This is a genomic window from Comamonas sp. GB3 AK4-5 (assembly GCF_041320665.1).
Classification (GTDB): domain Bacteria; phylum Pseudomonadota; class Gammaproteobacteria; order Burkholderiales; family Burkholderiaceae_C; genus Comamonas.
In genome coordinates, this window is record NZ_CP166730.1 from 809,340 (window position 1) to 822,799 (window position 13,460).

General features: G+C 58.1%; 12 protein-coding genes. 11 read left to right on the forward strand and 1 reads right to left on the reverse strand.

Annotated elements, in window-relative coordinates:
• Positions 1–109 precede the first annotated feature (109 nt).
• The 10 genes from ACA027_RS03470 to ACA027_RS03515 all read left to right on the forward strand — a co-directional run bounded on the left by ACA027_RS03470 (position 110) and on the right by ACA027_RS03515 (position 8,100).
• Entirely contained in the window at positions 110–769 is a 660-nt protein-coding gene (locus ACA027_RS03470) for a hypothetical protein (RefSeq protein WP_370681013.1), read from the forward strand.
• A 691-nt stretch (positions 770–1,460) separates the two neighbouring features.
• Positions 1,461–1,988: an HK97 gp10 family phage protein gene (locus ACA027_RS03475; RefSeq protein ID WP_370681014.1), complete on the forward strand. Its 528-nt coding sequence runs from the start codon at positions 1,461–1,463 to the stop codon at positions 1,986–1,988.
• A 2-nt stretch (positions 1,989–1,990) separates the two neighbouring features.
• Positions 1,991–2,332 carry a hypothetical protein gene (locus tag ACA027_RS03480; protein ID WP_370681015.1) on the forward strand — a complete coding sequence of 114 codons (342 nt, stop codon included), beginning with the start codon at positions 1,991–1,993 and terminating at the stop codon, positions 2,330–2,332.
• 147 nt (positions 2,333–2,479) lie between these two features.
• Positions 2,480–3,139 (forward strand): phage tail tube protein, encoded by a 660-nt coding sequence (locus ACA027_RS03485; protein WP_370681016.1) that lies wholly within the window; start codon positions 2,480–2,482, stop codon positions 3,137–3,139.
• A gap of 2 nt (positions 3,140–3,141) precedes the next feature.
• A complete protein-coding gene (locus ACA027_RS03490) occupies positions 3,142–3,546 on the forward strand; it encodes a phage tail assembly chaperone (protein WP_370681017.1) in 405 nt (134 codons plus the stop codon).
• A gap of 80 nt (positions 3,547–3,626) precedes the next feature.
• A complete protein-coding gene (locus tag ACA027_RS03495) occupies positions 3,627–3,860 on the forward strand; it encodes a DUF1799 domain-containing protein (protein ID WP_370681018.1) in 234 nt (77 codons plus the stop codon).
• A 1-nt stretch (position 3,861) separates the two neighbouring features.
• Positions 3,862–6,879, forward strand: coding sequence for a phage tail tape measure protein (locus ACA027_RS03500; protein ID WP_370681019.1), 3,018 nt, complete (start codon positions 3,862–3,864; stop codon positions 6,877–6,879).
• On the forward strand, positions 6,876–7,238 hold the full coding sequence (locus tag ACA027_RS03505; RefSeq protein WP_370681020.1) for a hypothetical protein: 363 nt from the start codon (positions 6,876–6,878) through the stop codon (positions 7,236–7,238). Before ACA027_RS03500 ends, ACA027_RS03505 begins: the two co-directional genes overlap by 4 nt.
• Positions 7,235–7,696: a DUF1833 family protein gene (locus ACA027_RS03510; RefSeq protein WP_370681021.1), complete on the forward strand. Its 462-nt coding sequence runs from the start codon at positions 7,235–7,237 to the stop codon at positions 7,694–7,696. Before ACA027_RS03505 ends, ACA027_RS03510 begins: the two co-directional genes overlap by 4 nt.
• Entirely contained in the window at positions 7,696–8,100 is a 405-nt protein-coding gene (locus ACA027_RS03515) for a hypothetical protein (protein ID WP_370681022.1), read from the forward strand. Before ACA027_RS03510 ends, ACA027_RS03515 begins: the two co-directional genes overlap by 1 nt.
• Here the strand turns inward: ACA027_RS03515 and ACA027_RS03520 are convergent.
• Positions 8,085–8,744, reverse strand: coding sequence for a hypothetical protein (locus tag ACA027_RS03520; RefSeq protein ID WP_370681023.1), 660 nt, complete (start codon positions 8,742–8,744; stop codon positions 8,085–8,087). The genes ACA027_RS03515 and ACA027_RS03520 overlap by 16 nt on opposite strands.
• Between ACA027_RS03520 and ACA027_RS03525 the strand changes: the two genes are divergently transcribed.
• Entirely contained in the window at positions 8,709–13,457 is a 4,749-nt protein-coding gene (locus ACA027_RS03525) for a host specificity factor TipJ family phage tail protein (protein WP_370681024.1), read from the forward strand. The two genes, ACA027_RS03520 and ACA027_RS03525, sit on opposite strands and share 36 nt — an antisense overlap.
• Positions 13,458–13,460 lie beyond the last annotated feature (3 nt).

Genomic DNA, 13,460 nt, shown 5'->3' on the forward strand with positions numbered 1-13,460 from the left:
AAATTTATTGACTAAATGTTTAGAATCATCTAAAGTTAAAACATGCTCCATGGATTGGCTGAGCCAAGAGCTGAGGCAAGAGGACGCAACACAGGAAAGAGAGCACAGGATGATCGAAACACCAACCACTCAAGAGCGGTACTTGACGGCAATCCATTCCAGCAGCCTGCGCGTAGAAGCTGCATGGTCGGGCGATGCGGATTACCTGATCGCTGCGGGTTGGGGCAAATATCGCTTTGGCTCGGCCCTGATGCGGTTGCACAGCGAATGGGATGCCGCCGCGCGCAGAGGCTGCCGAATTCCGCGTCAAGCAACACGCAAGCAGATTGCGGCTCTGGCACAGCACTTCTCCAGGCAGGAAGGGGCAGAAAAAGTGACGCAAGCGCACTCCGAGAAGGCCCGCCAGTCCTTGGCTGAGAAGTTTGAATTGGAACTCAGGGAAACCATGTGCGCTCTGAAGTCGCTGCCGAGCGTACGACTGCATTTGAGCATCAAGGCTGCGATGGAGGAGGTGGCAGATGCTGAGGCCATGAGTGCGCTGCTTTTGTTGCATTGGCTACAGCCTGGCTGTCCCGTGTGCTGTGGCAGGAGATTCCAGTTACAGCCTTGGACGGATGTGTTGTCAAACAAGCCATGCGGTGGCTGCGGTGGTTCGGGCTGTGCTCCTGCACCTGGAGGAGAAAAAGGCAAGGCGTTGCTGAATTACCTGGACGATTGCGTCAACGTGGCGCGACAGGCCATCAAAAAAAGAATTCAGACATTTGCTTGACGTTGGGAAAAGTTTCTGTATACTTTGCTAAGTCGGTAGCAAGAAAAATCTTGCTACCGTAAAATTTTCTATAAAAGACGCGCATCAAGCCTGTGGCGGTGCGTGTAGTTATCAAGGGACAAACTCGTCCTCAAAAAGCAAAGCGGCCTGCAAGGGCCGCTTTTTGTTTTTGTACGTTCACTTTTTGTACGTTCACTTTTTGTGCGCTCACTTGGCCAGGGCTTGCTCAACAGCGGGTTGGGATGTGTGCTGCTCTCATTTTTCAGACCTTCCAGCTGTCAGGCTTTCGCCAAGCGCTGCATTGTCAACATGGTGTGCGCCGGATGAGAGCTGCGCACATGACGCAGCAAACCGTAGGTTTGCGGTCAAAACAAGGCGTGGGGCCGCAGGCAGCACACCTCGCATGACAAGGCTGCGCAACGACGTATCGAGGGTTATGTAAGTGGTTCTTACTGTAGTTGCGAACCAGTGACAGCCTGTAGCTGCCGCTTTGTTTAAAGGCCCGGTGCATTAAGCCTCCGGGTTATGCCCTTCCTTGCTCCTGCCACTTTTATGCCTAGCGCGCTCTGTCGTGGTGGAGAGCTTTGCTTTTCACCGCTGCAAGGGCCTGAAGTTTGCTCTGGTAGAGCTTTCATTGAAGTGGTCTGATGAGGTGGCGTGCAATGCAGGGCTTGGCGAGTAGGACAACGTTATGGTTAAAGGCATGGACATTACCAAACTGGAGTCTTTTGTGGAGGAGCTCGGAGATGCCGTGCAGGCGCTTGCTACTCCGGCAGCTGAGGCTGCGGCACAGGTCATTTATGAACGCATGCAGTTCAATGTGGCGCACATTCCGCAGATTGCAGGCAACGTGGCGGAATCCATCTATTTGGCCGATGCAAGCGATGGCCGCCCAGAAGGGGTCGCCAGCTACCACATCAGCTGGGATAGCACGGCAGCACCCCACGCGAGTTTGATCGAGTATGGCTACTGGCAGCGCTATGCCGTGCGCTATACCCGTCAAGGTTGGGTCACACAAATAAGGCCGGAGATGCAAGGCAAACCAGAGCCAGGGCCTTATGCGTCGCAGGCGCAAAAAGACGCGTATTACCTGCAGAGGCCTGGAGGGCCTGCCTATATCGCGGGCAAAGCCTTTGCGCGAGGCGCTTTGTCGGCAGCAGAAAAAGCCTGTGATGCGGCGGAATCCGTATTGCTGGCCCACATCACAGAGATGGAGTAAACATGGACCAAGCTTTGCAGGCGGCTATCGAAGCTGTCATTTCTCAAACCTATGCATCTGCTGCACCTCCGCAGACAGAGGGGCTGTATGCCGTCTGGCGTCGCATTGGTGGAGAGCCTATGGAGTATCTGGACAACGCCGAGCCGCAGGTGTCGCATGCGTTGGTCCAGGTCGAGGTTTGGGGTGGTGATGTGCTGCAGGTCAAAGAGGGCATACATCAACTGGCTGGTAGCCTGCGTGGCCATGCTGAGTTGGTGATTCGTCCCAATGCTGGATTTCGCGATGGCTATGACGCAGACATGAAGCTGTTCTCGGCCTCGCAGGACTTTGATGTCTGGGGATGATGAAGCGTTTTTCATCGCAATTTTGATCACAGAGTTTTGAGCCCCAAGGTCTTGTTCCTTGGGGCTTTCTTTTGCCCGTAAGGGCTTTTTTCGACCCGTCATGGGAGACCGTGGCGGGTTTCTTTTTTTCCAAAAAGGGACACATTTATGCGCAAAGTACCTCTGCCCGATGGGGCAAAGCTTTATCTGGCTACTGCACTGGGCACAGCCCTGGCATTTGGCTCAGTCTCCAATGCCGCCAATGCGGTGGTCACTGTGGACAACAGCTTGAAGGCCACTGACCTTGTCATCTTGGACAGTGAAGACTGGCCCGAGCTGACGGGCTTGGTGGCCCGCGTCAAAACAGCAACGGCGCAGGCCGTGACGTTGGACGGCGTGGACACCAGCAACACAGTCAAGTTCCCTGCCGGGGGCAAGCTCAGCTTGATTCCGCTCCCGGATGAGACGGGCTTTCAACGCTTGCCCTATGTTCCGACCTTCGCCCTGAGCGGTGGCGAACTGCAAACCGGCAATACCAGCTACCTGGATGTCGAGGAGAGCAGCGAGTTCAAGACAGGGCGCAGTGCCCGTCGCCTGCAATACACCATCAGCTGGAAGGGCGATGGTGTGGCGCGTGCAGCACTCAAGGCCGCCAATGGCCAAGACCCTTCCGTGCACAAGCTGGTCTATCGTGATGGCTCGGCTTCCTTCTATGTGGGGGAGCTCGACTATGACGATGCCGCCAGCACGGAAAAAGGTCAGGAACAGGTGACGACCTCGACCGTGTTGCTGCGCCATGCGCCCACCTATATCGGTAGCGAGGTTTGACCATGGCCCAGGAGAAGGAAATCGCAAGAACCATCCGCCTGGGCCAACGCCCAGATGGAATTCCCGAGGTGGTCAAGTTCAAGCTGCTCGATGGCGGCGATGCCATGCTGCCGGTGACTTTCAAATACCGTACGTTGACCGAGTTTGGCGCTCTGCTGGATGAGGTTTTCGGTCAGTCCCTGGACGCCGAAACGGATTTGCAGGGCAAGCTTTCGAGCAAAAGCCTGCAGCAACAACGTGTGCAGTTCAACGGCCAGTATTTGTTCGCCATCTTCCAGAACTGGGGGCTGGACGTTCCGCTGACCTTGCCGGCATGCATACAACTGGCTGATGAGCTGCCTGGAGCGGCCCAGGCCGCGATGGGTTTGTACCGTCAGCTTATCACCGAGGGTCGCTTGGGAAACTGATAGCGGCGGCCAAGGCGCGCTATGCCCGGATTCCCGACGCAGCCTACTTGCGTCAATGGGGAATGCCTGCGGAGCAATTCGTGGGCACGTATCAAGCCCAGGTCTGGCCCGAAAACTGGGCCGCCTGGTGCTTGTTCGAAACCATGGCCACGCAGTGGCGGGCAGGCCCGGGCGGTGTTATTGGGCTTGACTACTCCGTGCTCGCTGAAGAGTTGCGCTTGGCGCAGATTCCGCAGGTTGAGCACAGGCGTCTGCGCAACGATATCCGCGTGCTGGAAGCCGCCGCACTCGATTGCATTTACGAAGAGGGCTGACATGGCAGACATAGATCGCCGCAAGGTACAGATAGAGGTCGAGGTGAATGCCACGGGCGCCCTCCAAGGCTTTGAGGAGGTGGCCAAGGCCGGGCGCAACATGGCGAGCGAGGTGGCGCAGTCCACCCGAAGGGCGGCCGAAGGTGTCCAGCCCCTGGGGCTGGCGGCCGAGTCTGCCAGCCGTGATATGAGCAGGGCAGAGCAGTCGATGCTGGCCTCCATACAACGAGCCACCACTGCTTTGCAGTCAGGGGCGAAGGCTGGTGCTGACTTCTACAATGCATTGGTTAAGAAGGGCGGTCTTGATCAGGACAGGCTTAAGCCATATATCGAGCAGCTGCGAGAGATCGAGGCCTTGCAAGGCCGGCTAAAAGGTTCTAGTGGCTCTGGCGTGAAGCCGATGCAGGAGGTAGCAGGCGCGAAGAATGAGCCAGCCGTGGGTGACGTGCCTGGGCAGTTCAAGGCTGGGCAGTTCAAGGACCTTGTTTCCAGCCTGCAAGAAGGCCAACGCCCGATGAAGGCCATGCTTGAGCATGGCGACCTGCTCAAGAACATGTTCACGAATACCGGGGCCTCTGCCAGGGCACTGGGGGCCCGTATTCTCGGGCTTGCCAATCCGTATGCCCTTGCTGCAGGTGCTGCGGCGGAGTTGGCCTCAGCCTACAACCAGGGCAGTCAAGAGGCTGACGCTTATGCCAAGGCTCTCATCATGAGCGGCAATGCAGCTGGTGTCACGGTGGGTCAGCTCGCCACCATGGCTCAGGCCATTGATGGCAAGGGGTTCACCCAGGGAGAAGCTGCTGCTGCTTTGGCGCAATTGGCTGGCACCGGCCATGTGGCTGCTGAGAGCATCCAGAAAGTGGCAGAAGTCGCCTTGAACCTGGAACGTGAAGCCGGTGTGCCCATTGCTCAGACTGTCAGTGACTTCGCAGAGCTGGGTAAATCACCGGTAGAAGCATCTTTGCGGTTGACGGAAACGCATCGCTATCTCACGGCCGAGGTGTATGAGCAGATCAAGGCCTTGCAAGACCAGGGGCGCGAGTCCGAAGCTGCCAAGCTGGCGCAGGAAACCTATGCCGACGTCATGATGGGGCGGTCGGACCAGTTGAAGGATCGGCTGGGCTTGCTGGAAAGCGCATGGCGCGGGGTTGGCGACTTTGCTAAAAAAGCATGGGATGCCATGCTGGGGATTGGACGTGGGAAAAGCGTTGAGGAGCAGCTGGAAAAGCAGCAGCAAACAGTTGAAAACCTGCGACAAGTCCATGAGGGATATGTAGAGCGCTTTGGTGCAGGACGTAATAACAGTGGAGCTAAGCTGGCCGCGGCAGAAGCAACGCTGTTTGAACTGCAAGGGCAAGCCAATGATGCATCGGCAAAAGCGATGGGCGAAGCTGCTGCCCAGCAGCGTGAAGGTGCTCGACTTAGATGGAAAAGTAATGGAGAGCGGTACTTAGATAAAAGCGCTAGGTTGAAAACGGCTTTGACAAAAGCCAGAAGCGAAGGAAAGGATGCTGGTGCCTCAGAGGAAGAAATTGCGGGTCGCCTTGCTGCAATTCGTGCAGAGCATGCAGGCGCAGGAAAGAATGCTGGCGCAGCCGCTCGCCGCCAAGGTTCATCCGCAATCCAGAGTTCAAACCGCGCAGAAGTCGCCCTGCTGGATCAGCAACAGCGCAAGCGGGATCTGGAGCGTCAGGCAGGCCTGGTTTCCGAGCAGGACTATTACGCCCAAAAGCGCACCTTTATTCTTGAAGTCAATAAAGCGGAGGAAGACGGGCTTAGGCAGCAAATCAGCAACCTGGAAAGCCGCACACGCAGTGGCAAGGCCTCACGGGAAGAACAAAATCAGCTGGCAGAGGCCCGCACCAAGCTGAATACCAAGGAGTTGGAAAGCCAGAACAAGCTGACAGTCCTTGACCAAGAGGCCAGTGCTGCAGCCAAGCGAAAAAATGACGAGCTGCAATCACTGACAGTGACCCATGAGCGCTACCTGGAACAGCTAGATAAACAGGCTGGCCGCCAAGTGGAAACTGCCTGGATGGGGGATAAGCAAAAGGCGCGACTCCAAGGCCAGTGGGCCATTGAAGATCGCTATCTGGCCGAGCAAAACAAGCTGCAAGACCAGCGCGCAGGCCTGAGTGAGGAGCAGCGCCAACCGATTGATCTGCAGCTGCAACAACTGCAGCGAAAAAAGGCACGCGAACTGCAGCTGTATCAGCAGACCTACGAGCAGATGGAGCTGATGCAAAGCAAATGGTCTTTAGGCGCTGCCAGGGCTTTGGAAAATTATGTGGACCAAGCCGCGAATGTGGCGGGACAGACCGAGGCGCTGTTCTCGCAGGCATTTCGCGGCATGGAAGATGCATTGGTGTCCTTTGCCATGACAGGCAAGGCGGACTTCAAAAGCCTGGCCGACTCCATCATTACGGAGATGATCCGTATCCAGATCCGTGCGGGCATGGCGAGGATGCTTGGTGGCGAGTCCGGTAGTGGGGGCTTGTTTGGTAGCCTTTTTTCCGGGGGCATGAGCCTGTTTGGCGGCGGCGCTGGTGCATCGTCGGGAGCGATCAGTCCTATGGCTGGCGGTGGCTCCTATAGCCTGAGCAGCGGTGCTAGTGGGTTGGGCCTGAAGCTCAATGCCCTGGGGGGTGTTTATGACAGCCCGAGCCTGAATCTGTACAGCAATCAGGTCCACGATAGTCCCAAGCTGTTTGCATTTGCCCAGGGTATGGGGGTGTTTGGCGAGGCTGGGCCAGAGGCCATCATGCCGCTTAAGCGCGGGCCCGATGGCAATCTCGGAATCCGTGCTCTGGGGGCGGCGTCTGGTGGGTCTACGACAGTGGTGAACGTCCATACCCCGCCTGGAGCCCAAGTGGAGCAGCGCAGCTCGCGTGATCTCAATGGGCGAGAAGTTGTTGATGTGTTCATCAGGCAGGCAGTGTCGGAGGTCGCTGGCCAACTGGCATCTGACAGCGGGCAAATAGGCCAGGCCATGAGGGCAAGAAAGAACATGGGGGTGTGAATATGGAAAAGCTACCGAGCTACGTTCGTATGCTCAAAGACGACGCCGGGGAGCAATTTGACCCCGGCGTTGTTGTTTCGGAGATGGATAAAGGCCTGGCCAAGATGCGTGTCGGGCAAAGCAGAGTGGTCGTCCAAGTGACGGCCACTTTGTTTTTCAGGACCCGTGTTGATTCACAGGCCTTCGAGGACTGGTATTTCAACGAAATCCGCCGTATTGGCTGGTTTGACTGGCGCGATTCACGCACGGGACAGGCCCGTTCTGTGCGTTTCAAAGGGGGCGATATTGGAAAGTTACTCCCATTGGCCAGCCAGTACGGTAAAGCGCAGCGCTCAGTCACTCTGGAGTACTTGCGATGAGTAAGTTCAGCGAACGCAATCAACGGATCACCAATGGCGTGGGCCATATTGAGCTGCTGGAGGTAAGTAATGCCAGCTTTTCGGGCCCCATGCGCATTGCCAATGATGTGGTGGACTGGGTGAGTCAAGGGGTCGCCTACATAGGCTTGCCATTCGGCTTCACCTTGCCTGAGGATGTCAGCGGCAGCATGCCGCGCATGCAACTGGCCGTGGATAACGCGGGGCGCGGCTTTAGCGACGAGCTGGAGCGCTTGCTGCCGGGCACCACCACCATGGCCAAGCTGATCATCGTGGCGCGTGATACGCCGGATCGGCATGAGCATGTGTTTTGGTTGCCCATGAGCAGCGTCAGCATCAGCGGCGCAACGGCCCAGGCCACTTGCAGCGTGGATGAGATTACGCGTCAGTCAGCCTGCAAACAGATAGCCAATCCATTCACGCTTCCCGGGATCTTCTGATGGATGCCTGGCAGATAGACCGTTTTGTCGGGATCCCGTATTGCCCTAGGCACATGGACTGCGCGGATCTGGCGATGCAAGTCCAGGGCGAGCTGTTCGGGCGTGAAGTGTGGGTGGCAAACAAACGCCCCCGTCCTTTTTTACCAGCCGAGCAGGATGCGGTCATTTCCACTTACTGCGATCAATTGGCCGACTTGGTCGCTGAGCCGCAGGATGGCGATGCCGTGCTCATGCGTGAGCCTGGAGCACAGATGGCCGGTCACATAGGCACTTACTTTTTTGTCAATTACGCACCGCATGTGCTGCATACAGCTACCTGGATGCAGGGGGGCAGCACGTTGCATCGCTTGCAAGATCTGTCCGGCTTTGGTCTGACAGTGGAGGGGTACTATCGATGGAAATAAGTCGTACACAGATCGACGCTATTTATGACGCCCATGGGCGTTTGGTCATCACGCCGCATGCGCTGACGACCGAGGGCCAGCGCAATGTGCCGGTGGACCTGCAGCCCGGTGAAAGCCTGGCGTCTTTTCTTGAACGCCATGTTCCAGGCATCCAAAGCGGAGCCTGGAGCGTAAGCATTGACGGCTCCACAGTGCCATGCGCCATGTGGGCCAGCATCTACCCTCAGCATGGCATGCACATTGCCTGCCGTGCGGTGGTGGCCAAGCAGGCCGTGCAGCTGGTGGCCATTGCCGCGCTGTCTTATTTCACCATTGGCGCTGGAAATGCCATCTGGGGGATCAATGCCGCAGCCGCACTTGGGTCTACGGGTCTTGCCGTAGCGCAATGGGGCACATTCGTTCTGGGCTCCATGCTGATCAACAAGGTGCTGGGCCCAAAGGCGCCAAAGGTCGGTGATGTTGCGGCTGCGCGCCAGGTCTACAGCCTGAGCGGCCAGCGCAACAGTGCGCGGCCCTATGAGGCTCTGCCTGTGCTGTGGGGTGAGATGCGTGTCACCCCCGACCTTGCCAGCCAGCCCTATGCCTGGTTTGAAGGGGATGAGCAGTTCATGTCCACCATCTTGCTGGGTGGCGTGAACGTGCACACCGCTGCTGATCTGTCCATTGGTGACACGCCCATCGCCTCGTTTTCCGAAGTGAGCGTGTTTCACAATGGTTTCAGGGGCATGCCCAGCGTGGCCGTGCCCCTGTACAGCAATGCCGACACCATTGCCGGTGGCGAGCTGATGGACACAGCGGAATGGGTGACGCGTACCAGCTCCGCTGGTGCTGTCAGCTTGCATGTGGACCTGGAATACCAGCTCTTTGCCCAGGGCAACCAGGGGCTCAAGCGTGCCTATCTGAACCTGGAGGCGCAGTACCGCGCCGTTGGAGCCTCGGCCTGGCAGAACTTCTTTGCCCCCAAGCAGCTGAGCAACAACACCACGGAGGCCCGGCGCACCACCTTCAGTAAAACGGTACCCTCTGGTCAGTATGAGGTGCGCATGCGCCACACGAACGGCAAGAGCCCGGACAAGACCACGCGCCAAGCGCAGTGGACAGCGCTGCGCACCGTGCAGGCAGACGCCACTGATTACAGCCAGTGGGGACGCATCGGCATCAAGATCAAGGCCACGGGCCAGCTGTCTGGCAGCTTGGACACGCTGCGCGCTACCTACCGTGCTCGGCCTATACCAATGTGGGATGGCGTCAAGTGGGTGACGGCCACGACCCGCGAGGAGGGGCTGAGCAACCCTGGCGCCATCATCTTGCAGACCCTGCGCGGCGTATACGTCAAGGATGCTGCGGGCAAGCAAGTGCTGCAGTGGGGCTGCGGCATGTCCGACGAGCAGATCGACATCGAGGGCTTGAAGGCCTTCATGTTGCACTGCAAAGCCAATGGCTACACCTATGACCGCTGGATCACACAGCAGATGTCGCTGCAGGAGTTCTGCGACGAGGTGGCGCTGGCTGGTATGGGGCAGTTCGCCTGGACTGATGGCAGCCGGCCTACGGTGGCATTTGTTGGAAGTGGCCAGCCCATCAGCGCTGTGGTCAACATGGCCAATATGAAAAAAGCCAGCTTCAGCGTGGACTACACGCTGAGTAACGCGGCGGATGGCATTGAATACCAGTACCTGGACCGCAACACCTGGGAAACCAAGACGCTGCGCGTGACGGCCCCGGGCGTGACCACCATGCTCAACCCGGCGCGGGTGACGGGAGAGGGCGTGACAAGCGAGGCCCATGCCGCCGTGCTGGCCCGCTACCACCTGGCCCAGAGCCTGTACCAGTTCAAGACCATCAGCTACCAGGCGGATATTGAGCATCTGGACTATCGCCGCCTGAGCGTGCTGTCTGTGAGTCATGACCTCACGCAGTGGGGCTACGGCGGCCGTGTGATAGCGGCTCAGATCGTGGGCGGAAAAATCCGCTTGCAGCTCGATGAGCCCGTGCCGCTGCTGGCCACGCCGCACCTGGGTCTGCGCATCCCTGGTGAGCGTGACTACCGTGTGTGGCCCATGGTGGCCATGGCCGAGGCTTCGGATGTGGTGGAGCTGGTGGGCGGCTGGCCTGCCGGCGTGGCATTCCCTGGCGATGACCTGGACAACCCTACGCATGACACCTTGTGGTGCGCAGACTTCAAGCCAACGCCGGGCTACCGCGTGCGCGTGACCAGCATTGAGCCCGAGCGCGATCTGTCAGGAGCTTCCATCGCTTGCGTGCCCGAGGGGCCGGAGTTCTGGGATTACGTCCTCAATGGCACCTATGTGCCTGCACCCAACCAGAGCAGTATTCCCCAGCTGGGCCGGCCTGTTGCGCGCGACTTGCGTGTGCAAGAGCAGGTCAATCTGCAGGGTGACACCGAGTGGTACGAGCTGCACGCGCAGTGGGAGGTAGACGGCGACTATGACCACGCCCAGGTGTGGGCCGGCCGCGACGGCGGCGAGCTGCGCCTGGTGGATGGCAATGCCAAGGGTAGCCGCACAACGTTCCGCATTGATGGGGCGGGGGAGTGGCTGGTCGAGGTGCGGCCCTTCAACCCGGGCGGCCGAGTGGGCCAGTCGGCCACGCTGCTGTACATCACGACGATGACCCAGCTGCCACCGCGCAACCCTGGGGCGTTTGCGGTGCTGCAGGTGGATGGCGGCCTGCGCCGCTTTGTGTGGTCCTACTCGGGCGACAAGCCTGCCGCGCTGGCAGGAGTGCAGATCCGCTATCTGCCGGGTGATGTTCCGCTGAATCTGACCAACTGGGACAGCATGCGCCCCCTGGGGGCTGCGGATGATGTCTACACCGCCCAGTTTGAAACAACCAAGCCGGATGCCGGCCAGTGGACCTTTGGGCTGCGTGCAGTCAATACAGCAGGGCAACTGGCCGAGGGCGTGGTGCGCACCGTGGTGCAGCTGGATGTGGTGTTTGATGACATCTTCCAGCCGGACCTGACGCCGCCGCCCATGGCTACCGGCTTTGCAGTGGCGGCCGCACTCACCACGGCCACGCTGCAGACAGCGATGCCTGTGTATGAGCAAGGCCATGGCCACGCCAGCACCAACTTCTATGTGGCAGAGGTCACGGCGGCAGTTCCGAATCCTGGGTTTGCTGCTGCGCGCCTGGCGGCTGCAGGGCCTGAGCACGTTGCCTCGGCCGCTGTGGACCTGGGCAAGACCTACCGTTTCTGGGCCAAGTGGAAGACGGTGGACGGCGTGGAGTCGCTGCAGCCTGCAGGCCCCGTCACCCTGACGGTGGGCAAGGTTGGCAATAGCGACCTGGGCCCGCTGGTGGTGGAAGCTGGCAACCTGGCCAACAACGCGGTGACGGCTACCAAGCTGGCGACCCAGGCCGTGGATGCAACCAAGTTCGCGGCTGGTATCGAGCCTGTGGGGATCATTGCAAGCGGGGCCCTGCCCACGGTCAAGAGCACCAGCACCATCGTCTACGGCGGCAAGCTGTACCGCTGGAACGGGACCAAGTACACAGCAGAGACAGCGGCAGTCGATGTGGCTGGGCAGCTCACAGATGCTCAGCTTGCCGCCATTAGCGCTGCCAAGCTCACAGGGCAGATCGTGGGCACGCAGATCACGGACGGAGCTATCAGCACGCCCAAGATTGCGGCCGGTGCTGTGAGTGCAAACCAGATCGCCGCAGGTGCGGTGGTGGCGGGGAAGCTGGCGGCCAACGCAGTGACGGCAGTGACCATTGCTGCAGGCGCGGTTACGGCCGGAAAGATCGCTGCCAAGGCGGTGACAGCAAACGAGCTGGCGGCCAACTCGGTGACTGCCGCAGCGATTGCAGCAGGCGCCGTGCGTGCTGAGCAGATTGCGGCAGGGGCTATCTCGGCCAGCAAGATGCTGGTGTCTGACACATCAACACTTGTGCCTGATCCTGAGTACCAGGACATTGCGATGTGGTCACCGCACTCTAGAGGCGCGATTTCGTTCAAATTGAATGAGCCTAACGCATCTGCAGGAACCATCAGCAAGTCTGTATTGAGGATAGATAAGGCTTACGAGGCTGCGACGACCTGGGGCGGAGGCTCGTGCACTTTATTCGCAGTAGCACCTGGGTCGGAATATGTGCTGAGAACTAATATCTATGTTCCTGCTGCTGCGATGGTTAAAGTCCGAATCTCTTTCCGTACACCAGCAAACGTACAGAGAGATTTCGACTATGACTTCACAACCACGGGGTCAAGCTGGAACTCGATAGAGCACACAGCGAAGACGTCTAGCGTAGAGTCTTCAGCGTTCGTGAGTGTGTTTATAAGAGTAGACAGCGCAGCAAACTATCTCTTTGTCGGGAAGCTGCGCTTCAGCGAAGCTATGGCAGGGACGCTGATCGTGGACGGCGCAATAACGGCCACAAAGATTGCAGCAAATGCCATCGCTGTGGGCACGGCCGCTATCCAGAACGGTGCCATCATCAACGCCATGATCGGCAATCTGGCAGCAGACAAGATCACGGCAGGGGTGTTGGCAGCTGCGCGCATTGCTGCAGGCTCCATCGATGTCACCAAACTGGCCGCCAACTCTGTGACTGCCACACAGCTTGCTGCCAACGCGGTCACGGCCGGAAAGATCGCGGCCAATGCAGTGACGGCCGCAACCATTGCCGCAGGCGCAATCACAGCTGCAAAGCTGGCAGCCAAAGCGGTTACGGCCGACAAGATGGATGTGACCATGCTGTCCGCAGTTGCGGCAAATATGGGCACGCTTACTGCCGGCCGTATTCAGAACACGGCCAATACAACATTTATCGACCTGAATGCATCCGGTGCGAAACGGGCAATCCAGTTTGGAAACGATCTTGTTTACTCCGAGTCTGGTGGGCTTGTTATTAATAAGCTTGGCGTTATTGATACGCTTCAACTAGCTGGTGGGGCTATTACTTCAATTGCAACAAGAGTCAAAGGGAATATTGCTTTTTACGTTTCAACAAGCAGAATTCTCGATGATTTTAGTTTTGATGGAAAATATGCGAATTTTATTTACCTTTCATGGATTGGGGCGATAAGATCAAATGCAATTCGCTTATATGTCAGTGACGGAGGTGATTCTTCCTATTGGGGAGACTTTACATCTGAATTTGTCTTTGCACGAATAACTGGTATCCCATATATAGGTTCCGAAAAGTCTGGCTACGAATTCTCGATCGGTGTTTATAGTGGAATGAATTTTCCTTATACATCTCCGGTTCATCCGCTGCCTGCAGGAACAACCCGCGTTGTTCTCCGTATGGAGGCGATGAGCAGATCCGCGCCTGAAGGCTATAGAAGCATTAATGACGTTAGAGTGAACCTTCTTTCTATTAAAAGATAAGGC